The 23,728-nt window shown below is 68.6% G+C and carries 28 protein-coding genes and 1 tRNA gene; 7 read left to right on the forward strand and 22 right to left on the reverse strand.

The window, feature by feature from the left end; genetic code table 11:
- The 5 genes from NKG98_RS11430 to NKG98_RS11450 form a co-directional block, all read right to left on the reverse strand.
- Window positions 1–231, reverse strand: coding sequence for a hypothetical protein (locus NKG98_RS11430; protein WP_254766048.1), 231 nt, complete (start codon window positions 229–231; stop codon window positions 1–3).
- 292 nt (window positions 232–523) lie between these two features.
- On the reverse strand, window positions 524–691 hold the full coding sequence (locus tag NKG98_RS11435; protein WP_254766049.1) for a hypothetical protein: 168 nt from the start codon (window positions 689–691) through the stop codon (window positions 524–526).
- Entirely contained in the window at window positions 688–912 is a 225-nt protein-coding gene (locus NKG98_RS11440; RefSeq protein ID WP_254766050.1) for a DUF7563 family protein, read from the reverse strand. Before NKG98_RS11440 ends, NKG98_RS11435 begins: the two co-directional genes overlap by 4 nt.
- Window positions 909–1,292 (reverse strand): hypothetical protein, encoded by a 384-nt coding sequence (locus tag NKG98_RS11445; RefSeq protein ID WP_254766051.1) that lies wholly within the window; start codon window positions 1,290–1,292, stop codon window positions 909–911. Before NKG98_RS11445 ends, NKG98_RS11440 begins: the two co-directional genes overlap by 4 nt.
- Window positions 1,289–1,564, reverse strand: coding sequence for a hypothetical protein (locus NKG98_RS11450; protein WP_254766052.1), 276 nt, complete (start codon window positions 1,562–1,564; stop codon window positions 1,289–1,291). The genes NKG98_RS11445 and NKG98_RS11450 overlap by 4 nt, the downstream gene beginning before the upstream one ends.
- A 525-nt stretch (window positions 1,565–2,089) precedes the next feature.
- Here NKG98_RS11450 and NKG98_RS11455 point away from each other — a divergent pair.
- Both NKG98_RS11455 and NKG98_RS11460 read left to right on the forward strand, forming a co-directional pair.
- On the forward strand, window positions 2,090–2,809 hold the full coding sequence (locus NKG98_RS11455; RefSeq protein ID WP_254766053.1) for a hypothetical protein: 720 nt from the start codon (window positions 2,090–2,092) through the stop codon (window positions 2,807–2,809).
- Window positions 2,806–3,477, forward strand: coding sequence for a hypothetical protein (locus NKG98_RS11460; protein WP_254766054.1), 672 nt, complete (start codon window positions 2,806–2,808; stop codon window positions 3,475–3,477). Before NKG98_RS11455 ends, NKG98_RS11460 begins: the two co-directional genes overlap by 4 nt.
- A gap of 224 nt (window positions 3,478–3,701) precedes the next feature.
- Here the strand turns inward: NKG98_RS11460 and NKG98_RS11465 are convergent, their stop codons facing one another.
- From NKG98_RS11465 to NKG98_RS11530, 14 genes are all read right to left on the reverse strand, one after another.
- Window positions 3,702–4,508: a DUF483 domain-containing protein gene (locus NKG98_RS11465; RefSeq protein ID WP_254766055.1), complete on the reverse strand. Its 807-nt coding sequence runs from the start codon at window positions 4,506–4,508 to the stop codon at window positions 3,702–3,704.
- Window positions 4,505–5,926 carry a radical SAM protein gene (locus tag NKG98_RS11470; protein WP_254766056.1) on the reverse strand — a complete coding sequence of 474 codons (1,422 nt, stop codon included), beginning with the start codon at window positions 5,924–5,926 and terminating at the stop codon, window positions 4,505–4,507. Before NKG98_RS11470 ends, NKG98_RS11465 begins: the two co-directional genes overlap by 4 nt.
- Window positions 5,923–6,180 (reverse strand): hypothetical protein, encoded by a 258-nt coding sequence (locus tag NKG98_RS11475; protein WP_254766057.1) that lies wholly within the window; start codon window positions 6,178–6,180, stop codon window positions 5,923–5,925. The genes NKG98_RS11470 and NKG98_RS11475 overlap by 4 nt, the downstream gene beginning before the upstream one ends.
- Before the next feature lie 2 nt (window positions 6,181–6,182).
- The gene (locus NKG98_RS11480) at window positions 6,183–6,845 is read right to left on the reverse strand and encodes an MSCRAMM family adhesin SdrC (protein ID WP_254766058.1); all 663 of its coding nucleotides are present in this window, start codon (window positions 6,843–6,845) and stop codon (window positions 6,183–6,185) included.
- 6 nt (window positions 6,846–6,851) lie between these two features.
- Complete coding sequence (locus NKG98_RS11485; RefSeq protein WP_254766059.1) at window positions 6,852–7,394, reverse strand: hypothetical protein; 543 nt, start codon at window positions 7,392–7,394, stop codon at window positions 6,852–6,854.
- Window positions 7,391–9,340: a hypothetical protein gene (locus NKG98_RS11490; protein WP_254766060.1), complete on the reverse strand. Its 1,950-nt coding sequence runs from the start codon at window positions 9,338–9,340 to the stop codon at window positions 7,391–7,393. Before NKG98_RS11490 ends, NKG98_RS11485 begins: the two co-directional genes overlap by 4 nt.
- A complete protein-coding gene (locus NKG98_RS11495) occupies window positions 9,337–9,870 on the reverse strand; it encodes a hypothetical protein (RefSeq protein WP_254766061.1) in 534 nt (177 codons plus the stop codon). The genes NKG98_RS11490 and NKG98_RS11495 overlap by 4 nt, the downstream gene beginning before the upstream one ends.
- A gap of 1 nt (window position 9,871) precedes the next feature.
- A complete protein-coding gene (locus NKG98_RS11500; RefSeq protein ID WP_254766062.1) occupies window positions 9,872–11,299 on the reverse strand; it encodes a phage tail family protein in 1,428 nt (475 codons plus the stop codon).
- Window positions 11,300–11,305: 6 nt separating this feature from the next.
- Window positions 11,306–11,536 (reverse strand): hypothetical protein, encoded by a 231-nt coding sequence (locus NKG98_RS11505; protein ID WP_254766063.1) that lies wholly within the window; start codon window positions 11,534–11,536, stop codon window positions 11,306–11,308.
- A gap of 22 nt (window positions 11,537–11,558) precedes the next feature.
- Entirely contained in the window at window positions 11,559–11,978 is a 420-nt protein-coding gene (locus NKG98_RS11510; RefSeq protein ID WP_254766064.1) for a hypothetical protein, read from the reverse strand.
- Window positions 11,978–12,952, reverse strand: a complete 975-nt coding sequence (locus NKG98_RS11515) for a phage tail tube protein (protein ID WP_254766065.1) — start codon at window positions 12,950–12,952, stop codon at window positions 11,978–11,980. Before NKG98_RS11515 ends, NKG98_RS11510 begins: the two co-directional genes overlap by 1 nt.
- Window positions 12,949–13,164 (reverse strand): hypothetical protein, encoded by a 216-nt coding sequence (locus NKG98_RS11520; RefSeq protein WP_254766066.1) that lies wholly within the window; start codon window positions 13,162–13,164, stop codon window positions 12,949–12,951. The genes NKG98_RS11515 and NKG98_RS11520 overlap by 4 nt, the downstream gene beginning before the upstream one ends.
- The gene (locus NKG98_RS11525) at window positions 13,161–13,661 is read right to left on the reverse strand and encodes a hypothetical protein (protein ID WP_254766067.1); all 501 of its coding nucleotides are present in this window, start codon (window positions 13,659–13,661) and stop codon (window positions 13,161–13,163) included. Before NKG98_RS11525 ends, NKG98_RS11520 begins: the two co-directional genes overlap by 4 nt.
- 291 nt (window positions 13,662–13,952) lie before the next feature.
- Window positions 13,953–14,390, reverse strand: coding sequence for a DUF7344 domain-containing protein (locus tag NKG98_RS11530; RefSeq protein WP_254766068.1), 438 nt, complete (start codon window positions 14,388–14,390; stop codon window positions 13,953–13,955).
- A gap of 200 nt (window positions 14,391–14,590) precedes the next feature.
- On the opposite strand from NKG98_RS11530, the gene NKG98_RS11535 reads away from it, so the two are divergent.
- Window positions 14,591–14,664, forward strand: a tRNA-Phe gene (locus NKG98_RS11535).
- A 116-nt stretch (window positions 14,665–14,780) separates the two neighbouring features.
- Here the strand turns inward: NKG98_RS11535 and NKG98_RS11540 are convergent.
- The gene (locus NKG98_RS11540; RefSeq protein WP_254766069.1) at window positions 14,781–15,515 is read right to left on the reverse strand and encodes a potassium channel family protein; all 735 of its coding nucleotides are present in this window, start codon (window positions 15,513–15,515) and stop codon (window positions 14,781–14,783) included.
- Between the two features lie 269 nt (window positions 15,516–15,784).
- Between NKG98_RS11540 and NKG98_RS11545 the strand changes: the two genes are divergently transcribed.
- The 4 genes from NKG98_RS11545 (at window position 15,785) to NKG98_RS11560 (ending at window position 19,998) form a co-directional block, all read left to right on the forward strand.
- Window positions 15,785–16,834 carry an ABC transporter ATP-binding protein gene (locus NKG98_RS11545; RefSeq protein ID WP_254766070.1) on the forward strand — a complete coding sequence of 350 codons (1,050 nt, stop codon included), beginning with the start codon at window positions 15,785–15,787 and terminating at the stop codon, window positions 16,832–16,834.
- A gap of 149 nt (window positions 16,835–16,983) precedes the next feature.
- Window positions 16,984–18,162: an ABC transporter substrate-binding protein gene (locus tag NKG98_RS11550; protein ID WP_254766071.1), complete on the forward strand. Its 1,179-nt coding sequence runs from the start codon at window positions 16,984–16,986 to the stop codon at window positions 18,160–18,162.
- Window positions 18,163–19,092, forward strand: coding sequence for an ABC transporter permease (locus NKG98_RS11555; protein ID WP_254766072.1), 930 nt, complete (start codon window positions 18,163–18,165; stop codon window positions 19,090–19,092).
- Entirely contained in the window at window positions 19,093–19,998 is a 906-nt protein-coding gene (locus NKG98_RS11560; RefSeq protein WP_254766073.1) for an ABC transporter permease, read from the forward strand.
- A gap of 60 nt (window positions 19,999–20,058) precedes the next feature.
- On the opposite strand, the gene NKG98_RS11565 is transcribed toward NKG98_RS11560, so the two are convergent.
- Both NKG98_RS11565 and NKG98_RS11570 read right to left on the reverse strand, forming a co-directional pair.
- Window positions 20,059–21,285 carry a cation:proton antiporter gene (locus tag NKG98_RS11565; RefSeq protein WP_254766074.1) on the reverse strand — a complete coding sequence of 409 codons (1,227 nt, stop codon included), beginning with the start codon at window positions 21,283–21,285 and terminating at the stop codon, window positions 20,059–20,061.
- 186 nt (window positions 21,286–21,471) lie between these two features.
- Window positions 21,472–23,682, reverse strand: coding sequence for a hypothetical protein (locus tag NKG98_RS11570; protein ID WP_254766075.1), 2,211 nt, complete (start codon window positions 23,680–23,682; stop codon window positions 21,472–21,474).
- Window positions 23,683–23,728: the final 46 nt, after the last annotated feature.

Genomic DNA, 23,728 nt, shown 5'->3' on the forward strand with positions numbered 1-23,728 from the left:
TCACTCACCCCCGTCGTCGTCGCGCTCCTCGCCGTCGAGGAACGTGATCGTCACGCCGCGGGCGAGTTCGACCTCCTTGAGTTCGACGCCGAAGTAGACCAGCAGCAACGTTGCGGCGCCGAAGAACACGGCCGTCGGATCGGCCTCCATCCGGATCACGAACGCCGCGAACGCGACCGTGAGGACCGCGAAGAACGCGCCCTTGATCGCCTTCCATCGTTCGATCGGCATGTGGCTATCTATCCTCCGGTTCCACGCGATGCATCGCTCTCTGTCGGTCACTCCAGTACCCATGAGTCTCGGTGTCCGGCTCCCTGTCGATCGATACCCCCGCTCCGGCCGGCGTCGGCTCACCCGCGTCCATCCGACCCCTCGAGCGTTCGGAGGTGTCGTCCGGCGCACCTGACGTACGGGGTCGTCCCGCTCCGGGTCTCCGGGAGCGACGCCCCGGCGCGGGGTCGGCGCTCGGCCCCGGCATCGGTCGATCGGTCGCTGGCGGCCTCGCCGGCGGACGGCGTCGAACTCATCCGGCGAACACCCCGATCCCGCTCGCGAGGGCGAGCGCGAGGACGCCCGCGAGGCCGAGGCCGAAGACGAGGCCGCCGCGGGCGATCGGTGACAGGCGCTCGCGCGCCGCGCGGTGATCGCGGCCGCCGCGGCCCCGTCCGTCGCCGCCGTCGCCGGCGCTCATCGGTCCCCTCGCGTGCGACCGTGGAGTCGGCCGTCCGGTCCGATCGCTCGCCCGTCCGCACAGTTCGGACAGACGTGAACCCCCGCACGCCGCTCCGGTTCGAACACCTTGACGAACCGGTTCGTGAGGTGGGCGCCGCAGGTCAGACACGCCCGGCCGACGCCCGGGTTCGCGCCGTAGTCGCTGAACCGACCGACCGGGACGTTCGAACCGGCCGTCATCGCCGGCCCCCGCTGGTACGTTCGGCGGCGGTTTCGCCCCCGTCGCCCGGCGGTCGATCGGCGACGTCCGTCGGCGGCGACTCGAACCGACGCCGAACGAGCCGTTCGAGGTGTTCCGAGAGGGGCTCGACCGACGGGACGCCCCGGCGGAGGGTCGCGACCTCGAGGTCGAGTCGGTCGGCCACCCCCGGGACGTGGCGGCGCTCCGAGAGGTACCGCCACTCGCCCGCCACGTGGGCGACGACCGGCTGGGTCTCGCCGGGGAAGACGAGGACCAGCGGCTCGTCGTCGGTCCAGGTCCCCCGGACGCGGTCGAGGCGGTCCGCGAGTTCGAGCGGCGGACGGGCGGCGCCGACGGGCCCGCCCGCGGCGCGGCTCATCGCCGATCACCCCCCGTCGCCGCCTCGTCGGCGTCGGTGCCGCCGCGCTCGTCGAGCGTGATCCGGTACGTTCGCGGCGTCGCGTCGCTCCAGACGGTCAGGTCGCCCATGTCGACGAGCGCCGAGAGGCGGGGCGTGACGTACTGGACCGGGACGTCGAGGTCCTCGGCGACGTGTCGCGCCTTGACGTAGGGGCCGATGCGGTCGCGTCGCTCCCGGAGGGCGTCGCGGATCGCTCCCAGCGCCTGGTCGGGTCGGCCGTCGACACTCATCGACGCACCTCGGGGCGGAGCCCGTTCCGACGCCGACGCGACGCGTCGGCGCCGGGTCTCTCGGCCGGCCGCCCGCCGCGTTCCACGGGGGGCGTCGCGCCGTCCGGTCTGAAATCGGTCGTCTCGCCGTCGGTCCGGTCTCGAAGTCTCGTAGGGGTACGGATCATGGGTGGTCCTCACCCGCGGGCGCTCGGGCGCGTCGGGTCGAACCGGACACGCCCCGGAGCCGCGAGCACTGACAGGTCGTACTCGTCGTATCGGTATCAGACTGGTCGGGGAGTTTCCGTAAGCCGTCTTTCGAGAGGATCGGCCGGATTCCCTCGCGCGAGAGCGTGTACGGCGAATCTCTCCTTTCCGATACGGGCAGTACGGCTATCGCCACCGGTAATCGGCCGGCGAACACGGACCCACGCGGTTCGAACCGGCGTGAGACGGGCACGAGCCGACGGCATCGGCCCCCGGCACTACGGGGGGCCTAATATAGGCCGAACTGAGCTTCATAACGTCGATGAACGACGGGCCCGTATGGGCGACAGGCCGAGCGAGACCGAGAAAGTAGAGTTCGTCTGCCATCCGGACGACGACGGAGCGATCCCGGAGCCGAAACCGGCGGCCGACGTCTTGCCGGAGTGGTACCGGAACCTCCCCCCGGTGACGAGGGAGGGGAAGTTCAGAGAACAGACGGTGCGGCTCTGTCCGGCGTTTCTCGACGCGCTTTCGCTCGGATGGATCCTGCCGCTGGAGGCCGACGTGAAGGTCAACTCGGAGAACCCGGCCGACGGCCCGGTCGAGTTCGACGACGGCGGCGCCGGAGTGGTGACCGAGTACACGCTGGGCAACGGCAAACTCCCCGACCGGGCGATCGACACGGTGAAGTTTCACAGTCGCTGGGCACTGAAAGTCCCGGACGGGTACTCGGCGCTGGTCGTCCAGCCGATGAACCGGCGCGAGCGACGGTTCGAGGTCGTCGCACAGATCGTCGACGCGGACCGCACGCTCCAGTGGATCGACGCGCCCGCGTTCTGGTACGCCGACGGGGCCAGAACGGTTCTCCGAGAGGGGACGCCGCTCGTGCAGGTGATTCCGTTCGAGCGGGAGTCACGTCTCGAAAACGCGGTCGTCCGGCCGTTCCGTCGCGACGGGAAACAGTCCTACGACATGACAAAGCGCAGGACGAGCGTGAACCGGTCGTGGTACCGAACGCGGGAGTGGACGCCGAAGTCGACGAGGATGATCGACGGATGAAGTTCGCGACGCGCGACGCGATCGACGAGAAGTTGATCGAACAGCGGGACGGAGCGGCGGTGTTCGCGACCTACGACGCGGACTACGGGATCGTTCCGGAGCCCCGCCCCGCGTCGGAGTTCGTCCCGGAGTGGGTCGATTCGTCCGTGCCCGATTCGGTTCTCAACGCCCTCAACGAGGGGTGGATACTGCGGATGTACGCCCGGGCCGAGATCAACGCCGAAGCGGAGGGTCAGGGTGTCGAGTGGACGACGAACTTCGATCGAGACGTCGTCTCGCTGCACGCGCCCGGCCAGATGGAGGGGTTTTTCGTTCCCATCAGTATCACGAAGTTCCACAGCTACTGGACGGTCCGACTCCCGGACGGCTACTCCGCGCTGCTTACGGCCCCGCTGAGCAGGCCGAATCCGTTGTTCACGCCATTCTCGGGCTGTGTCGACTTCGACGTGTTCCCGACGGTCACCCACTGCCCTAACCTCTTCGAGGAACGGACACACGCCGTGATCCCGGAGGGAACGCCGATATTCCAGTGTATCCCGTTCGACCGCGACGCCCTGTTGAAGACGGCGACGACGCGGACGGCGACCGACGACGAACTCGAGGAGATAGAGGCCGAGAGTCCGTCGGAGACCCCGAGGTTGACCCGCGTCGACGTCGAGACGACGTGACCGGCCGCCGGATCGCGGCGTCGGAGAGCGCTTTTCGAACGGATCGGTTCGCGGACGCCGGGGCGAGTGTACCACCTCGGCGGGGCGACGTCTACGGGTCTCGCTCGTGATCCCGACGAGTCGGGACGTGGCCGTCGCACTCGGACGGGACCTCCCTCGGCGACCCGCCGTAGCGAGAGCGCGGGAGAAATAGTCTGCCGGCTATCGGCCGGACGACGTCGCGCTCACAGCAGCGTACGTGCGTGCTCTTCCGCCCACGTGACGGTCTTCTCGCTCCAGTACGCCGGCGCGTTCGTCGAGCCGATCAGGTAGCCGTTACGGACGGTCGAGATGCCCTTCAACCCGCTCCACGTCGCCGGGGTCGCGAGGAACTCCCAGAGGGCCTCGGCCTCCTCACCCAGACCGAGTTCGCGGTAGAGTCGACCGTGAACGGCGGCGATCTCGCGGCTCGCTTCGCAGTCGAACGCACACGGGACGTGCGAGACGAACTGCCAGCCGAGGTGCCCCCAGAGAACGTTGAGCAAGGGGTCGGGATCGTCGAGGCGGAGCGTCTCGCGGTCGGGATCCTCGACGGCACAGTCCGATCGGCACGCGATCTCGTAGATCGGCGGGACGTAATCCTCGTCGACGTCGTCGCGGTACGCGTCGACGCAGCAGTCGGGGTAGCCGAGGAGGTCGCCGAGCAGGGCGTCGTCGCCGTCGGCGTACGCTTCGGCCGCGAGATCGGCGCTCTCCTCGGTCCGGCCGACGAACGCCGTATCGTGGGAGACCGTGGTCGCGAGCCCCGCGTCGGCGATCTCGTTGACGTAGTCGGGGTCGCGCAGGCGCGCCCGATCGACGACGGCGGCCGACCGATCGGCGTCGGAGTCGGCGACGGCGCGGATCTCGACGAGCGGGTACGCGTCGCGACACGCGTTCAGCGGCTCCCGCCACCTGTCGCGGGCGGCGGCGCTCTTCCAGTTGTGCTTCGCGAACGGCTCGAGGTCGATCTCGCCGTCGTACTCGATCGGGTACCGTGGCTCGACAGTCATGACGTGTCTCCGTGAACGCTCTTGGTCTCCCAGTCGGCCGTGACGTACTCCTCGCCGTACTGGTCCTCGAAGCGCTCGACGATCCGCTCGAACGGGACCTCCTCGTCGAGTGCGTTCCAGGGGTCGTGGTCGGACGAGCCGTCGCGGACGCCCGTCGGACCCGTCCCGTCGTCGCGGACGTTCGAGAACGGCTGGAGGTCCAGCGATCCGTTCTCGCGGATGTGGTCGGCGATCGGCGCGTCCCACGGGAAGTCCGTGACGAGTTTGATGCCGGGGAACAGCCGGCGCATGTCGTGCTCGATGCGCTCGTAGAGCCGGTGGGTCGGCTCGTGCCAGATCGAACGGTTCCGGTAGTCGTCGTCGAGCCCCGCACCCGGACAGCCGGCGGTGGTGACGTTCCAGTACCGACACCCCTTCATCCCGCCGAGGTCGACGTCGTCGTCGTGCTCCTCGCCGTCGTCGTGCGGACAGCAGCCGGGAACCTGCTTGAGCATCTCGTAGCGCTCCTCGCCGTCGCCCCACTCCTGGTCGCTGCTCTCGCCTTGCAGGAAGGGGACGCCGTCGCCTTCGTTCCAGCCTTTCCCGCACCCGGTGGCCTCGCCCTCGCCGTTGATCACGCGGGCGGCCTTCGTGTTGAACACGTCACACTTGTCCTGGACGCAGTTGCCCAGTCCGAACCCGAGGAGGTTGTCCTGGAACCGGCGCATCGGGTTCCACTCCCGGTGGTCCTGACCGGGTTCCATCATCCACTCCCACGTTCGAATGTAGACGTCGCCGAGTCGTTCCGGCGACAGTGAGATGTCCTGCTGGACGTCCTCGTACGGGATCGCCGGATTGTAGTGACCGACCACGCCGTTGCGATTGAGGTAGTCTATCCAGTCGAGAAGCGTCGCTAACTTCTCGTCGGTGCCCGCGTTGATCTCGTGGAGGACGACGATGATCCCGAGGCTGATCCCCTCGTCGATCAGGAGGTCGATCGCCTCGTGCGTCTCCTCGGTCATCCGCCGGGTGACGTCCTCGCCGCCCTGCCGCGCCTTGCGCTCGTCGTTGAGTTCGGCGGGACCGTCACACGAGATTCCGACGCGAACGTCGAACTCCCTGAAGATCTCGACGTGCTCCTCGTCGAGGAGCGTCCCGTTCGTCTGGATGTGCGTCGACCCGGACCCCTCTCCCCAGTGCTCGCGGATCCGTCCGTAGATCTCACGGAGGTGGGGTTTCGGCATCAGCAACGGCTCGCCGCCGTGGAGGCCGGGCGGTCGATGGGGGAACCGTTCGGCCCAGTCGTCGATCTTCGCCAGGACCTCGTCGAGGTCGTACTCCTCGCGGACCTTCTTCTCGGTCATCTCCCGCCCCGGCTCCTCGTAGCAGTACGTACAGCCGAGGTTACAACCGATGACCGGCGAGATGTGGTTCGTCACTCTCGGATCACCTCGGGGCCGGGAACGTCGTCGTCGGCGTCGAACGTCGTGTACTCGTCGATCCCGGCGGCGGCGACCGAGACGCGACCGTCGTCTACGACACCCGGAAGCGGCCGGAGCGCGTCGTCGTCTCCGTACCGACGGAACTTCACCTGGTGTTTCCGCCCGTCGTCGTCGGTGACGACCGCCCAGACCGGAATGGTGTGGTGGTCGTCCGGTGCGATCACCGCCTTGTGAAACGCGTACTCAGTCATCGCTACGCCTCCATCGGAGAGTTCGTGTGATCGTCATGGTCCGTTCCGGCGTCCGAGTGGTTGTCGTGACCGCTGTCGTAGTGGTTGTCGTGGCCGGTATCGTAGTGGTCGTCGTGGCCCGAGTCGGAGTGGTCGTCGTGGCCCGAGTCGGAGTGGTCGTCGTGACCCGAGTTCGTGTGGCCCGAGAGATCCCCGAACCCGCTGTCGTTGTGGGTGTCGGTGTGATCGTCGTGGCCCGAGTCGGAGTGGTCGTCGTGGCCTGAATTGTCGTAGTGGTCGTCGTGGCCGCTGTCGTAGTGGTCGTCGTGACCGCTGTTGTCGTAGTGGTCGTCGTGGCCCGAATTCGAGTGCTCGGTGTCGTCGTGCTCTTCGATGCCGGCCCGAACGTCCTCTCCCGTCGGATCGACGTACCTGACGTGCGAATTCTCGATCCAGACGCTGCCGGTTTTCACGTTCGAGACGCTGTCGGACACGTCACGCGGGAGTCGCCGCTTCTCCTGTGACTCGGAGACGTAGTACAGCCAGTCGCCGTCGATCCACACCGAGCCCGGGGCTCCGTCGGCGACGCTCTCGACGCCCTCGCCCTCGTAGTACCACTGCACGCCGTCGCTGTCGACGAAGTGGAGTTCGTTCCCGTCTACCCAGAGAGACCCCGGTCGTGCCATCCCGGATCACTCCACCACGTACTGGTCGGTCCCGACCGGGACGACGAGGCCGCTTGACACGTCGGCGGTGTCGAACGCGACCGCCTCGTTCTGTAGCGCGTAGTCAGCGATCACCGTCTTGTACCCGTCGTACAGGTCGCCGGCGAGGATCTCGTCGCTGCCGGCGCGGACGTACACCGCGCCGACGGCGACCTCGCCCGTGGGGATCGACGGCGCCTTCGGCAGGTCGTTGCCGTCGGCGTCCTGCTCGGTCGCCGGGGTCCCCGCGACGACCGCCGCCGTCCCCACGTCGTCGACGGTCACGAGGTCGACCCGGTCGGTCGCGTCGCTGTCGACGTGGTCGACCGTCTGCGCGTCGACGCCGACGGTCGCGCCGCCGAGCGCGACCGTGCCGGCGGCGACGTCTACTTCGAACGCGCCCGTGCCCGTCGACAGCGCGAGTTCGTCGCCGGCGCCGGCGACGACGCCTTCGCGTCGGTGGGCGTGTTTCTGTGCGTTGAGCGCGGCGGTGCTGAACGGTTTACCGTCCTCGTACGTGTTGCGTGTCATGGGTTGCTGAAGCTGGTTCTGTGCGTGGCCTCGAGGTCGAAGTCGACGACCTCGATCGGCGAGAAGTCGTTCCGGAGCAGTTCCGTCCCGTCGGCGTCGATCTGTGCGATGCCGGTGATCGTCTTGGCGTCGATGGTGTCCGCCTGGAGGCGGCCGACGAGGTCGATTCGACCGGTCCCGCGGGTCCGCGTGCGGCCGTCGTCGAACGGGACGTCGACGTCGTCGGAGGCGTCGGCGACGAACCGGACGCCCGTCGGCGTCGCGGGGTCGTCGGCGGCGAGAATGTCGCGGACCGCGTCGGCGCCGGCGGCCTCGACCGTGCCGAGGAACTCCGCGTCGGTGTCGACGGCGATCCGCAGCGAGACGTCGAGCGGCGTCCCCGCCGGCACCTCGACGTCTTCGGGCAGTCGGACCCGGGCGTAGAGGGCGGTGTTCTCGACGCCCAGTTCGCGAAGCGTCGCGTCGTCGGTCAGGCGGGCGTCGGCGCGCCACTGGACGGCACCGCCGTCCAGCGACGCGACCGACGGCGACAGCGTCGTCACGGGGTCGTCGAGTTCGGTGTCGGACCGGGACGGGGTGGCGTCGCCGCTGCCGATCGGGAGTCCGGTGATCGGTTCGGGGTCGGCCCCCTGCCAGACGTCCCGGACGGCGTCGAGCGCCGCGTTCGTCACCCGGGCCCGGTCGGCGGTCGACTCGCGCACGTCGACGTCGAGGCCGGCGGTCGAACGGTCGAAGCCGGGTTCGTCGCGGCCGAAGCCGGCGGTGAACCGGGCGTCGCCGAACCCGCGGGCGGTGACCGACGTCGTCACCTCGAGGGTCGCCCCGACGCGTTCGTCGAGCGTCTCCAGAAACGGCGCCTCGTGGTCTGCATTGCGCAATTCGAGGCGCCTGACCGTGTCGGTCAGATCGACGAGTTCGTCGACGGTGTCGAGCGCCGCGTCGGCGACCGTGACGGTCGTCGGCGGGTTGCCCGCCGGCCACTCGTACTCGATCTGGACGACGCGGAAGTCGTCGTCGATCCCCTGGTCGGGATCGGCCACCGACGCGAGCTGTCCCGGCTCGACCTCGAACGCGCCCCACGTCTCGATCGTCCCGGTCCGTAGCTCGGAGCGGTCGTCGAGGAGCTGACGCGCCTTGTCCCGCGCGCGGTCCTCACGTTCGATCTCCGGCCGGTTCTCCTGGACCGGAACCTTGACCGGGCTCTCGGCACCGAGTTCGTCCTGCAGTTCGCGCTGCCTCGACCGGTCGTTCTTGGCGAGGACGGCCTGCTGGCCGCTGCTGCCGTACCGAACGATCGCCCGGTTCGCGGCGTGTTTCCCGTCTTCGGTCCACTCGGTGTCGAAGTACTCGTCGGTGTCGAACGACCGGGACGCGGTGTCGTCCTCGAGCGGCCGGAAGACGAACTCGCGGTCGAACGTCGCGCCGAAGAACTCGTCGCCGCCGGAGACGACCTGTAGCTCCTCGAAGATCCGTTCGAGGACGTCGCCGGTCCACCGCCTCGTGATCTCCTCGTCGTTTTCGACCTCGACGAGGGTCCCGTCCCACACGAGCGGCGTCTCGAACTCGACGAGTTCCTGGAGGATGTCGGTCACCGCGACCGCGTCGAAGTCGGCGTACACGCTCGTCGCCTTGCGGATCCAGAAGTCGTGGCTCAGGATCGTAAGCGTCGTCTCGTTGCGGTCGGTGGCGTGATCCTGGACGAATCCCGCGAACCGCCGGATCGGCTCCGCGGCCCCCGGGACCTCCACGTGGAGTTCGACCGTCGTCGGACGGGGGTACTCCGCCGGCTTCGTACCGCCCTCGTCGTCGAGCACCACCTCGGCTTTGTTCGCGAACGGGCCGATCGCGTCGCGCACGTAGACCCGTTCGAGGGCGGCGTCCGCCTCGTCCTCGATCGCCGTGGGGTCGGTGAGTTCGCCCTTGACGAGGTGCCAGCGGACGCTCACCCGTCCGTCACCTCCGGCGCGGACGCCCGGCGCACGCCGACGCCGAGTTCGACCTGGAAGTCGGCCCGGACGCCGCTCGTCTCGCCCTGTTCGGGGACCTGTAGCTTCTGGACGACGACGGCCGGGTAGACGTTGTTCGCGACGTCGACGTCGCCGTCGTACTCGGCCGTGTACTCGTTCTCGTTGTGGTAGAAGTGGTAGTGGCCGGGCTCGGCGTAGACGGCGCTCTCGACCAGCCGGTTGATCTGGTCCGTCGGCGTCACCGTCTGCTGGCCGAACAGCTGCTGGAGCGCGTCGCGAAACGCGGGCGGGACGTGATCGGAGTGGTGGAACGTCCCGTGCACCGAGACGCTCGACTGCCAGAGCCCGTTGTCGCGGACGATGCCCGCCCGGTCGCCGCCGCGGGCCGACTCGAACGGGTCGTTGCTGTGCTGGGGCGTCACCTCGAACGTCGGCGCGAAGTAGGCGACGACGCGCTCGGGGTACTCGCCGGTCGGCGCTTCGAGTCGGATCTCGTCGTAGCTCGTCATACTATCGCCTCTCGCTGAACTCGCTCTGGATGGTCTCGCTCACTTCCTCGGCGGTCCGGTCGGCGGTCCGCCGCGGCGACCCGGCGCCGTCGACCTGAACGGCGCCGGACTCGAAGACGACCGTGGTGGTGCCGCCGCCGGCCGCCGGCGGACTGTCGGGCGCGACCTGCGCCGCGGGGACGACCATCTCGCCGGCGTGCAACCGCGCGAGGCCGCCGCGATCGACGTAGCCGCCGTGTCTGAGCCGGGGGAGGTCCATCGACCCGCCGCCGACGGTCACGGAGCCGCCGATCGGCTCCGGGACGCTGACGGTCTTCGACGGGAGGCCGACGCTCGACGGGACGACGTCGTTGAACGCGTCGCGGAACGCGTCGGCCGCCTGACTCCCGAGGTCCGTCATCGCGTTCGTCAGGTCGCTCAGCGCGTTCCGGACCCCGTTGGCGATGGTCCCCGGGATGTCCTTCCCCCACCCGGCGGACGACTGGACGAGGTCGGTGAAGACGCCCCTGACCCGGCCGGCGACGGCACGGGCGGCGCTCCGGAACCGCTCGGCCGAGCGCTCGAGGAAGCCGGCCATGAGGTTCCACGCCTCCTTCCAGTCGCCCCGCAGGAGCGCGAGCGCGGCCCGGATCGTCGTGAGGATGGCGTCGACGTAGGTCCCGACGATCGCCTTGACGAGTCCGAACGCGACGGTCACCGTCTCGGTGATGACGGGCCCGAACACCTCCGACCAGAGCGTCGTGACGACGGTCACGAACGTCGTGATCCGCACCCGGAGGGTCTCGAGCGCGCCCGAGAGGACGGTCCGGATCGTCTCGGTGACGTCGAGGACGATATCACGGATGCCGAGAAAGTTCGACTCCCAGACCGCGTAGGCGACGATCGCTACCGCGACGATGGCGAGGACGGCGAGCAGCAACGGCCCGTTGAGGGCCATCCCCGCCGATCGCGCCGCAGAGCCCACGAGGTCGACGCCCGTCGAGAGGGACTCGAACCCGTCGGCCCCGACGGACGCGGCGGTCTGGATCGAGTCGTTCCACTGCCCGACCGTGTCGACGCCGGAGCCGATCGTCTCGGAGGCGTCGGCGCCCATCGCCGCCGCGTCGGCCAGCGAGTCGTTCCACTCCTCGACCGTGCCGAGGCCGGAGTCGATCGTCGCGAAGACCTCGTCCCCGGCGCCGACCGTGTCGGCCAGCGAGTCGTTCCACTCCTGGGCCGTGTCGATACCGGATCCGAGCGACTCGGATGTCTCCTCCGCGGTCGCCGCTACGTCCGCAAGCGAGTCGTTCCACTCCTCGACCGTGCCGAGCGCGGTGTCGACGGTACCCGTCGCCTCGTCGACCGTCTCCAGGAGCCCCTCGACGGCGCCGGCCGCCCCCTTCGCTCCCGTCACCGCGACTTCGACGGCGACCTCACGTACCTCCGCCATCAGTCGTTACCCCCGGTAGCCGCCGCGAGAGCCGGCGCCGGTCCGGCGCGCTTTCCTCGCCTCGCGTTCGTTCTTCTCGCGTTCGTCGCGTCTGCGCTCGTTTTTCCCCTCGAGGATGGCGAGGTGTGCCCGCTGCATCGGCCGCGGCAGGTCGCGCACGTCGATCGGACACCCGAGTTCCGACCAGAGCAGGTGGTCCTCGAGGACGACGTAGTGCCAGCGTTCGTCGAACGACACGGTGTTCTTGCCATATCCCCACCTAGCGAAACTTGATCCGCGTCTCCTCGTCGAGCGTTGCGAAGTCCCGGATGGCCTCGACCATCTCGTCGACGACCGGCTTCGTGAGCCCCTCGCGGAGTTCCCGCTCGGTCGGCGAGAACCCCTCCGGGGCCGAGACGATCGCCTCCTGGAAGAGGTCGGCCGCGAAGGCCCACTCCTGATCCTCGGTCATCCGGACCTCGGGGTCCTGTCCCGACCGCGTCGGCGTCCGGGTCGTGTGCTCGCGTGCGATGGCGCCGATGTCCTCGACCATCCGGTACTCGAAGACCGCCTCGAAGCCGTCCGGGTACTCGAGGACGAACGTCTTCGTCGCCTGTCGTTTCCGGTTCTCGCGTCGTTTGACCTCGTCCCAGGTCGCGGCCGAGTCGTCCTCGGTCGCGGAAGCGTCGTCGCCCGTCATCAGTTCGGCACCCGCACCTCGATCTCGGTCGACTCGGGCAGCAACTGGACGTCGCTCTCGATCACGCCCTCGCTGGGCGCGCCGATCGGCGCGTCGGTGATCACGCAGCGCTTGCCCCGGAGGATCACGGCGTCGGTCCACGTGTCCCCGCTCGATCCGCGGACGAACGGGATCTCGACGTCGACCGGTTCGGCGTTCTCGTAGGCGCGCTGGAACAGGGCGGTGTCGGTGACGTTCATCGTCAGCGTCCAGTCGTAGCGGCCGTCCGCGGCGGTCGTCTCCGCGACGGCGTACGCCTCCCGGCCGGCCTCGCCGCCGTGGTGCTGGGGTTCGAGGCCGTTGTCCCACGAGAGCGAACCGCCGGTGACTGTCGCGAGTTCCGCGACGACGCCGCCGTCGTCCGGCGACGAGAGCGTCACGTCGCCGGCCATGTGGGCGCGGTACGGCGAGACGCCCTGCGAGGGGTCGGAGGCCGTGGGCGCGTCGGCGCCGAACGACGCTTCGAGGGCGGCCGACGTGACGCTGAACGTCGCTTCGAGGGGGTCTTCCTCGTCCCACTCGACGTCGAGCGACGCCTTGCTCCCGATGTAGGAGGCGACGAAGTCGAGGTCCTCGTGGAAGTACGAGAACGTCGCCGTCGGCAGTCGGTTCTGCTCCTCGAACAGCACCTCGGTGTAGTCGGTCTGGTCGGTTACGGTGCGCGACCCAAGCGCGAGTTCGAACGGCGCGTTCTCGTCGTGGACGATCACGGGCACGTCGAACTCGTAGTCTTTCTCGTCGGGGCTGTTGACGAAGACCGAGCGGCCGGTTCCGCCGTGGGCCATCGCCGTGTGCTCGTTCGGGTTCGGCGGGTCGATGTCCGCGTACGTGATCCCGGGCGAGGTGTCGATGCTCGCGCTCTTCTGGTAGTGGTTGGATTCGATACCGTAGACCAGCCCGCCGCGGTTAGCGAGGGCGTAACGAATGTCGCTCATGCAGTCTCGGAGTCGGTGTCGGTCGTCGATCGCTGTTCGCCGGTTCCGTCGTCGACCCCCGAGGCGTCGTCGACCGCCTCGAGGACGTCGTCGTGTGCGTCCAGCACGTCCGGGTACGCCTCGACGGTCGCGTCGCGGGCGTCGACGACGAGGCCCGAGCGAACGACGCGGTCGATCCCGTCTTTCAGCCGGTACGTCCGTCGCTCGCTCACGCGTCGCTCGCCCCGTACTCGGCGTGGACCAGCCCGGTCACGTCCGTCACCCAGTGGTGAACGCCGTCGGCCACCCGGACGTGGTCCTCCCACGTCTCGTCGCGCCCGTCGAATTCCGGTTCGGCGAAGCCGGCGGCCCGAAGGTCGCCGTCGGCCTCGCGGAGCACCCACGCCCGAACGCCGTCGGCCAGGTCGAGCGCCGTCTCCGCCGTCTCGGCGAGCGTCGAGACCCGGACCGTGAACTCGTGTTGAAACACGTCCTCCGCGTGATCGAGGGGGTCGCCCGACGTCTCGGCCGCTTCGACGATCACGTGCGGGTAGTCGGGCTCGGTCGGCCGTGTCGTCAGGACGAACGGCGTCGATCGGTCAGTCGCGTTCGGGTCAGCCAGTGGACTGTCGGTCTCGTCGGCGAACGCATCGAGTCCGTCCGCGACCGTCTCGAAGACGATCGTGGTGGACATCACGTCCGCGCCGACGACGGGGTAGCTGTGGCTCATGTGCTGGATCGGTGTCGTGGCGGTCGGCGTCGGCGCCGACCCGGACCACGCGTTACCGGGTACGGGCGCCGAGGGGTTGAGTCCACGAGTCCGGACGCGGTGGACGGGGGCGTCGGGGAGAACGGGCGAGCGACGACGGCCGCGATGGGCGGCGCGACGGGCGTCGAGGGGTGGCTACCGCGGGGGTCAGTGCCGAGCCGCCGGCTCGAAAGCGGTCGGACGGCGGTCCGCGAACGGCAGAAGGAGGACGCGACGAGGGGCCGGTCGGGCGCGGTCGGAAGGCGGCCGCGCTCACTGCTTGAGGCGGGCGCGGATCTGTCGGATGAGGCTGTCCTCGGACTCGGCCTGCAGGGCGGCCCGCAGCGTCGAGTTCTCGGGTTCGTCTTTCACGACGAGCCGGAGGTAGGGTTCTAGCTGGTCGAAGTTCTCCGAGAGGACGACGGAGTGGTTGTCCGCGTCGTGGTCGACGACGCCCGCGTCCGCGAGTTTCGGGACGTGACACTGGACCGACGAGACGTACACGCTCTTGTACTCGTTCTTGGCCACGTCCTCCGGCGGGACGTCGTGTTCCCACCCCGCGACGGTTTCGGCGAGCCGCGAGAGTTCGATCGGCCCGTCGCGGCCGCGAAGCGCGTAGAGCAGGTAGCGCCGGCGGCGGTTCGCCAGCAACTCGAGGATCGTGTCAGCGGTCAGTTCCCGCCCCTCCTGACTCGTGGTAAGCGTCTCCATAACACGGAATTCGCCGCCGACGCGGAAAAGGGTGTCTTGAAAATCTACGATTCCGACAGCACGCCGCGTCCGACTCTCGGCGGCGAGTATGCACCTCGTTACCGTCGAGTAAGTGGACGTGACGACCCGGGGGGGACCGGACCCGCCTCGCGGCTCGCATTCGAAATCCTTTTTTGTACCATCGCCGGAGGTAGAGGTGGGCCGCCTTAGCTCAGACTGGGAGAGCACTCGACTGAAGATCGAGCTGTCCCCGGTTCAAATCCGGGAGGCGGCATTTCTACTGCGAGCAACTCCGCGAGCAGCAAAACCCATCCGGGCGGATTCGAATCGGGACGGACTGCTCCCAGCCGAAACGGAGAGCGTGCTTCGGCGTCTGCTTCCAACCGTGGATCAGAGCCACTCACTGACGGTATCGCCGCTGATGACTTCCGGGATGACGACCTCGTCAGCGCCGGCGCGCCGGGCGACGGACTCGTACATCTCGTCGCCGACGCGGACGATCACCTGCAGGTTCGGCGAGAGCTGACTCGCCGTGATGGCGATCTGGATGTTCGCGTTCGAGTCGTCGATGGCTCCGACGAGAGCCGCCGCCCTCGCGACGTTGGCTCGCTCGAGGACGTCCTCGCGGCGGGCGTCGCCCCGGACGGCGAGCGTCGCGTCACCGATGCGGTCGAATTCGGCCTGGTCGAGTTCGATCACCAGGACGTCGTGGCCGTCGTCGCGCAGTTGCGCGGCGAGGGTGCGCCCGAAGATTCCGTACCCGCAGATGATGACGTGGTCCGATAGGTCTTCGATCCGTCGTTCCGTTTGCATGTGCTTGAGTTCCTCCGTAATCTGACCGCCGAAGGCCGCCGACAGGACCGTCTCGCCGATCCACAGGCTCGAGAGGATGATCCCGATCCGCACCGCGACCGCGAAGGCTTTCGTCGCCCGCTCGGGACCGGCGTGGTCCTGGAAGTGCAACTCGATGCTCGTCAGATCGACCAGCCAAAACGTCGCCTCCACCAGCCCGACCCCCGCGAGCAGCACGTACCCGACGATCCCGACCGTGGTGACGGTCACGAGGGCGAAGAGAGGTCTCACGGCGCGGCCCAGAATCGGTCGGTTCGTCAGCGGGGTGACCATGCCTCGGCTCGTGGTCGCTTGGCACGTGAGCGACAAAAGCCCCCGACCGAACTGGTGAGGGGCCACGTGGCCGGACAGTCGAGTTACGCACGCCGTCCCGGAGCCCGCGTCGGTGACGAACGTGTAGGTGTTCCGTGGCGCAGTCGCTCGGTCGAACGTTCCGACCGGTGGGCGTAGCGAACCGCCAGAGAGCCTCGTTCGGCGATCACGGCGGCGGATCAGTCCGGACCGACGGCAGATTAATGATGGAGAATAGGGAACACACCCGCATGAGTACGGGCGAAACGCTGGTCGAACTCGACGGCATCACCAAGCGGTTCGACGACGTGACCGCCGTCGACGACGTCGACTTCTCCGTGCGCCGGGGGGAGTTTTTCACTCTCGTGGGGCCCTCCGGGAGCGGGAAGACGACGACCCTGCGGATGATAAGTGGATTCGAGCGGCCGACCCGCGGCGAGATCCGTATCGGCGGCAGGCCGATGTCGGCGGTCCCACCGGAAGCGCGGGACACCAACCAGGTGTTCCAGCGGTTGTCCCTGTTTCCGCACATGACCGTCGGCGAGAACGTCGGGTACGGACTGAAGAAAGACGGCGTGCCCGCCGAGGAGCGCGCCGAGCGCGTCTCGGAGTTCCTGGGGCTGGTCGATCTCGAGGGGTTCGAGGACCGCGACCCCGGCGAACTCTCCGGCGGCCAGCAACAGCGGGTCGCGCTGGCGCGGGCGCTCATCAACGAGCCGTCCGTGCTCTTGCTCGACGAGCCGCTGTCGAGTCTCGACCGCAAACTCCGCAAACGAATGCAGGTCGAACTGCGGCGCATCCACGAGCGGACCCAGGGATCGTTCTTCTACGTCACCCACGATCAGGAGGTGGCGATGACGCTCAGCGACCGCATCGCGGTGATGAACGAGGGCCGCATCGAGCAGATCGGCCCGCCGGAGGCGATCTACCGCGACCCGGCGACGGAGTTCGTCGCGGAGTTCATCGGGGACACCAACCTGTTCGACGGAGAGGTCCGCGAGGTCGACGGCCGGAAAGTCGTCGAGGTCGGCGGCCCGGACGGCTTCACGGTGCCCGCAGACGGCCACTCCGGATCCGTGACCGTCTCCGTCCGCCCGGAGGATTTCGAAATCACACCGGACGGCGCCCTGCGGGGCACCGTCGCCGAGCGATACTTCCAGGGCGACCAGACGAACTACGTCGTCGATCCGAACGCGAACGTCGACGAGTTGCAGGTCGTCGTTCAGGGCCGACAGACGTCCGTCGAAACCGGGGAGGAGACGGGCGTCGACGTTCTCGAAGGAGCGCCAGTGGTGTTCTGAGCGGTCGCGACGACGTCGCTCGACGCTTCGCGCGGCGTCGCCCCACACGGTGGGACGTCGCCGAGCCAACGTATCGACGACGTGGATCTCACTTCGCGACGACACGGGTCTGGAATAGTTTTTAATATTTTGCGATGTACGTTCAACCCATGTCAGACCGTGACACGGGGTCGGCTGACGAGAACGTCGAGCGGAGCGAGACGACTGGTAGTTCTCGAACGGTAAACAGGCGGTCGTACCTCGCAGCGACAGGGGCCACGTCGATCGCAGCCACGGCGGGCTGTATCTCTAACGTCATCGACGGAGGCGGACGAGCGACGATCAACATCATCACCTGGGAGGAGTTCGAGGAGATGGAGGAGAACATCGAGGACACCCTCGACGTCGACATCGAGATCACGCCGTCGACGTCGTCGACGGAGATGTTCTCCCAGTGGAACTCCGGCCAGAGCGAACAGTTCGACATCGCGGTGCCGAACAACAATCTGGTGCCGCGGTTCATGAACGCGGATCTCGTCGCGCCCGTACAGGAGGACGTCGTGAGCAACTTCGACTCGCTGTACGACAAGTTCCAGCAGTTCGTCGACGACCAGTTCACCGCCGACGGGGAGGCCTACGGCGTCCCGGTCCGGTTCGGCTGGTACGGGTACGCCTACGACACCCGCGAGGTCCCCGAGCACGAACCCAGCTACGACATCATGTTCGAGGAGGACTACGTCGACGCGGATCTCGACGGGGAGGTCATCATGTACGACGAGGCCGCCAAGACCGTCCCCGTGGCGGCGCTGTATCTGGGTTACGAGGACGCGCTGACCGAGAGCGACGTGATGGACTTCTCCGAGGACCAGTTAAACGACATCCGGGACACCCTCACCGAACAGAAGTCCCGCCTGCAGGGGTACATCTCGTCGGACCCGACGTTCATCCAGGAGTTCCAGCAGGGCAACTTCCTGGTCGGCCACTCCGGCCGCAACGAGGTCGTCGAGATGTGGACGCAGGGCGACGACTGGGCGGAGTTCGTGGTGCCCCGCGAGGGCGCGATGGCGTGGTACGAGACGGCGGTCGTCTCCGCGGCCTCCGACAACAAGGAGACGGCCTGGGAGGTGATCAACGAGTTCATCGCTCCGGAGAACGGCGCCTCGCTCGCGCGTGCGGGCTACTCGCCGTCTTGCAACCCCGACGTCGCCGACCTGCTCGACGACGACGAGAACGAGCTGTTCGGTTCCATCGAGCCCGATCGGCTGGACGGGATGATTCCGTTCAAGGACATCGCCAGCGACGTCCAGGACACCTACGAGTCGACCTGGGAGGAGGTCAAGTCCGCGTAGATGGCCACACCCGATCGCGACGAGACGACGCGAGCGACCGTCGTCAGGGTGCTGAGCAGCCCCGGCGGTCGCCTCGGAGTGACCGTCGGGCCGGGCGGGACGTGGATCGTCCTGCTGCTGCTGGCGCCGCTGACGTTCATGGTGGTGGTCAGCTTCCTGGAGGTCAGTAGCCAGACCTACCAGATCCTGGCCGAGCCGACGCTCGACAACTACCGGGCGCTGTTCGCCGGCCAGGGTCCGATCTGGCAGACGCCGTTCTTCAAGGCGCTGTGGCTCTCCTACGCCATCGCGACCGTCTCGACGCTGCTGTGTCTGGTCCTGGCGTTTCCACTGGCGTACCTGCTGGCGCGCCGGGGCGGCCGCGTGTTCAAGGTCGTCATCTTCCTCGTCCTGTTGCCGTTTTTCACGATGTACCTCGTGCGGGCGTACTCGTGGGTGTTGATGTTCGGCCCCGGCGGGGTCATCAACAGCACGCTGCTGACCATCGGACTCGTCGACGAGCCACTGGAGCTGTTCAACTACGGCATCCTCGCGACCGTCGTCGGGCTGACCCACGCGTACTTCCCCTACATGTTGCTGACGCTGTACGCCAGCCTCGACGGCCTGGACTTCTCGCTGGTCGAGGCCGCCCGCGACCTCGGGGCGTCCCGCGTCGAGGTGGTACGCGACCACATCGTTCCCCTGACCGCGCCCGGTATCGTCGGTGGCAGCCTGTTCGTGTTCGTGCCCAGCGTCGGGGCCTTCATCACGCCCCGGTTCCTCGCGCAGGGGAAACTGCAGATGATCGGCATCCTCATCGAGAATCGGGTGAACGGAACCTACTCCATCGGCTACGCCAGCGCCGCCTCGATGTTCGTGCTCGTCTCCATCGTCGCGGCGATGGTGCTCGCGTTCCGGTACGTCAGCATCGAGGATCTGGGGGGCGCGTAGATGGCGACGGACACCGAACCCACCGAGGCGCCCGGGACGACCGACGGCACCGGGTCCCTCGCCGGTCGGCGGCTACTGGACTATCGGCTCCGCGAACGGCTGCTGTCCGGCACGCTGTACCTCGTCGCGGCCCTGCTCGTCGCGTTCCTCTGGATACCGCTGGCGATCATGATCTTCCTCTCGTTCGCGGAGAACGCGACCACCATCTTCCCGTTCGAGGGGCTGACTCTGGAGAATTACCGGCTCGCAGTCGGGTCGTCGTCGATGTGGTCGTCCCTCCGGGGGAGCATGGTCATCGCCACGACGGCGGCGTCCATCGCGACGGTGCTGGGCGTGCTCGCGAGTTTCGCCATCACCCGCTACCGGTTCAAGCTTCGCGAGTTGTACCGGACCTTCGGCATCATCCCGATGGTCGTCCCCGGCGTCATCCTCGGGGTCGCGCTGCGCATCTACTTCCAGAACCTGCTGGGGATCCTGCCGGGCTTCCTGACGGTGGTGCTTGCACACTCGCTGTACGGGCTTCCGTTCGTGTTGCTCATCGTCAGCGCCCGGCTGTACACCTTCGACGAGTCCCTGGAGGAGGCCGCCCGCGACCTCGGCGCCGACCCCATCACCACGTTCCGGGACGTCACGCTCCCGGTCATCGCGCCGGCGGTGGGCGCGGGCTTCCTGTTCGCGTGGATCCGGTCGTTCGAGGACTACATCCGCGCGCTGTTCCTCACGGGGCCGAACACGGACGTCCTCACCATCTGGATGTTCAGCCGGATCAGACAGCTCGACGCCCCGGAACTGAACGCCGTCTCGACGCTCGTCGTGTTCGCTATCGCCCTCGCGCTGGCGGTCGCGATGAGCTACGGCGACGTCTCCGGCTACGTCGCCGGCACCGTCGCCGAGGACGAGGAGTAACGGGCCGGTCTCCGTCGCTGTAACTCGCCCGCGCCCGCCCTCGCCTGCATCCGGCCTGCCTCACTCCTCCGTCATCACCCCGAGCGCGGCCGCGATCCGTCTCGCAAAGCCCGCCTCGACGACGACCGTCACGAGGATGACGAGGAAGACCGTCCCGAGCAGGACGTCCGCGCCCGCGGGATCGGACGGGGGCGTGTCCGTCCGGAGGCGGATGGCAAAGAGGGTCGCGACCGACGCCGGGATGATCCCCCGGGGGCCGACGAAGCTGACGAACAGCCGTTCGCGGACCGAGAACCCCGTGCCGGTCGTCGAGACGAAGACGCTCAGCGGGCGGAGCAGGAGCGCCACCACCGCGACGACCGCGAGGCCGGCGACGCCGAGCGAGCGGAGTTCCGAGAACTCGAGCAGCGCCGCAAGCGAGATGAACACGAACGAGAGGACCAGCAGCGTCACGTCTCGCTTGAACTGGAGGATGCTCTCTCGGTGGGGGAGATCGAGGTTCCCGAGGGTGACCCCCGCAGTCGCCGCGGCCGCGATGCCGGCTTCCGAGAACACCGAGTCCGCGATGGCGAACGCGACGACGGCCGCGGCCAGCACGAGCAACCGGGCCGTCTGCGGCGCCGCCTCGTCGGGGAGGTCGACCCGGGTGAGGAGGTACCAGACGACGGCCGCGATCGCGAGACCGGTGAGGATCCCCATCCCGAGCCGTTGTACGAACAGGAGGACGTACCCCCGCGGCGCGAGTTCGCGGGCCGTCATCGCTTTGAAGAGGACGATCGCGAGGATCGCGGCGGTGACGTCGTTGACGATCCCCTCCGTTTCGAGAGTCGTCGCGACCGCCTCGCGGACGGAGACCACCGCGAGAATCGGCGTGATGACCGTCGGCCCGGTCGCGACCAGCAACGCGGCGACGAGGGACGCGACGTCCCAGCTCGCGCCGAGCAGGAGCCGAACGGTCAGCGCGGTCCCGACGAACGTAAGCGCCGCGCCGATCGTGACCAGCCGTCCGATCGCCCGCGGCGCGGTCCGGACGGTCTCGAACTCGAGCCGAAACGATCCCTCGAAGACGATGATTGCGACGCTCACGCCCACGATGGTCGAGAGCGCCGCGCCGAAGGTGTCGATCGTGACGATGCCGAGGCCCTCGGGGCCGACGGCGACGCCCGCGACGATGAGAAACAGCACGCTGGGGACGCGGTACTTCGCGGCGAGGAACTGGGCCCCGACGCCGAGGCCGACGATGGCCGCGACGAGCGCCACGAGGTCGAGGTCGACGTGGACGGACATCGGGTCACCGACCTCGCGGCCGCGGCTCGCGCGGTTGGACGCGACGCCCGCCGAACGGGACGGGTCGCCGGCGCTGGCTGGACGTCTCGACGATCACGGTGCGTAGTATCACAGCCGCGGTAATAATCCCCGTCGCGCGTCGGGCCGTCGCCGGGGCGGGGACGCGGCCGACGCCACGCTCCCCGCTCAGGCCGGCCCCGACTGCCGGGAGAGGAGGAGGTGCGACCCCAGCAGAGTCACGATCGGGACGGCGGCGAACACCGCGGCGAGCGCGTGCTGGCCGTCGAAGAACGCCATCGTCGCGCCGACGGCGGTGATGGTCACGAACGCCACCACCACCAGCCCGAAGACGTCGTCGTTTACCATCCGCTTGAGGAGGTTCCGGTCGCCGGCCTCCGTCTGCTCGCGGAGGTCCGCGACTTCGAGGTGGAGGGTCTTGAGGTCCGACTCGAGTTTGCCGTTGATCACGTCGAGACGCGCCTCGACCTCGTCGATGGCCGCCTCGAGGTCGTCGTCCGGCGCCGGGTCGGTCTCGAGATCCGATAGCTCGGCCGCGACCGCTTCCAACTGGCGCTGGTGGGTGTCCACGTCCGACCGGAGGTCCGTGACGAACGGTTCGAGGTCCGACACGGTCGCCTCGACGTCCTCGACGGTCCGACGGGTCTCGGCCAGTTCCTCCCGGAGCGCCGACACGGACGCCACGTCCGCGGACTCGCGGTCGAGGCGCTCGACCGTCGTCCGGAGGTCCGTGACGGTCGCGGCGAGGTCGGCGACCGCGGCGGGGTCGTCGGCCCCGTCCTGGATCTCGGCGACTCGCGTTTCGATCGCGTCGACCCGCCCGCGTACCGTCTCGAACTCCTCGCGGATCGTCCCGACCTCCGCCTCGACGGCCCGGACGGACTCGTCGGTCGACTCGACCGACCGTTCCAGCGCGGAGAGGGCCTCGACGGAGTCGCGGACCGCCTCCACGTTCCCGTCGAGAGTCGACAGTTCGGCGTCGATCGCCTCGAATCGCTCGCGGACGCGGCGTTCGAGCGCGTCGAGGTCGTCGGACGCCGCCGCGTCGTCGTCGCCGCGCTCGTCCGCGCCCGCCTCGACGAGCGCGTCGAGGCGGTCGAGACGGGTCGACACCGCGCTTTCGAGGTTGTCGACCGTGTGGGCGACCATCCGGAACGCCTCCTCGAGGTCCCGGAGGCGCTCCGCGTCGGCCAGTCCGTCGGTCGCCGCCGCCAGATCCGACTCGTCGACCGCCGTCTCGCGGACCGACTCGTAGTCGGCGGCCAAGGCCTCGACGTCGTCGGTCAGCCGCTCGACGTCGCCCCGCAGCGTTTCGAGGTCGTCGTCGAGGGCCTCGACGTCGGCCGGCGACGGTCCCTCGGCGGTCGGCGCGTCCGCGGCCGCCTCGACCGACGACACGGTCTCCGCGAGCGACGCCAGTTCGGCCTCGAGATCCTCGACGCTGCCGTCGACGGCGTCGACCACGTCTTCGAGGTCGGCGAGTCGGTCGTCGACGTACTCGCGCTCGGCCCTCGTCGAGAGGCGGTCGTCGAGGTCCGCGAGCGAGTCCGACAGCGCGTCGACGTCGGCTTCGAGGGCCTCGACGGTCGCCGGGTCGACGTCTGCCCCCGCCGCCGCTTCGAGGTCGCGCACCGAGGCGTCGACCTCGTCGATCACGGACGTGAGCGCGTCGAGTTGCGCGTCGACGTACTCGCGCTCGGCTCTCGTCGAGAGGCGGTCGTCGAGGTCCGCGAGCGAGTCGTCGAGCGCCTCGATCCGGTCGGTGATCGACTCGACGTCGGTTTCGACGCGCTCGACGTCGGTTTCGACGCGCTCGACGTCGGTTTCGACGCGCTCGACGTCGGACTCGGACGCGGTCCCGGCCAGCCGTGACGCGAGCGAGTCGAGGTCCCGCTGCAGTCGGTCGAGCGCCTCGGGGTCGGCCCGCTCGCCCTCACGCTCTTCGAGTTCGTCGACCCGTTCGGTGAGCGAGGCGACCGCGCTCATGGTCTTCGAGCCGTACGCGTCGAGCGTCGAGACGTGTTCCCGGACGGACGCGAGGCTACGGCCGAGTTCCTCGGTGTCCGCTTCGAGCGATTCGAGCGTCCGCTCCGCACCGTCCATCGCGGCTTCGAGGTTGGCGATCCGCTCGTCGCGTTGCCGGCGGTCGTCGTCGGTGTTCGTCACGGTGCCACCGTCGGTCAGCACGCGCCGCGACCCGGCGCCGGCCGCGGGCGATCGCTCGCGGTCCGTCCCTCCCGACTCGAAGCAGCGCGTCGAGCGCCGATCGAGGGCGGCGACGCTCGACGCATCGCCGTCGTCCCCGACGGCTCGCCGTCGAGCGATGCCCCCCACGTACGCGGCGATCCTCGACAGTTTCGCGTCGATTCCAGTTGGCATTCTTCACACAATACGAACGGAACTATTTTATCTTTACTTATTTCAT

The sequence above is a fragment of the Salinilacihabitans rarus genome, assembly GCF_024296665.1.
In the GTDB taxonomy this organism is placed as follows: domain Archaea; phylum Halobacteriota; class Halobacteria; order Halobacteriales; family Natrialbaceae; genus Salinilacihabitans; species Salinilacihabitans rarus.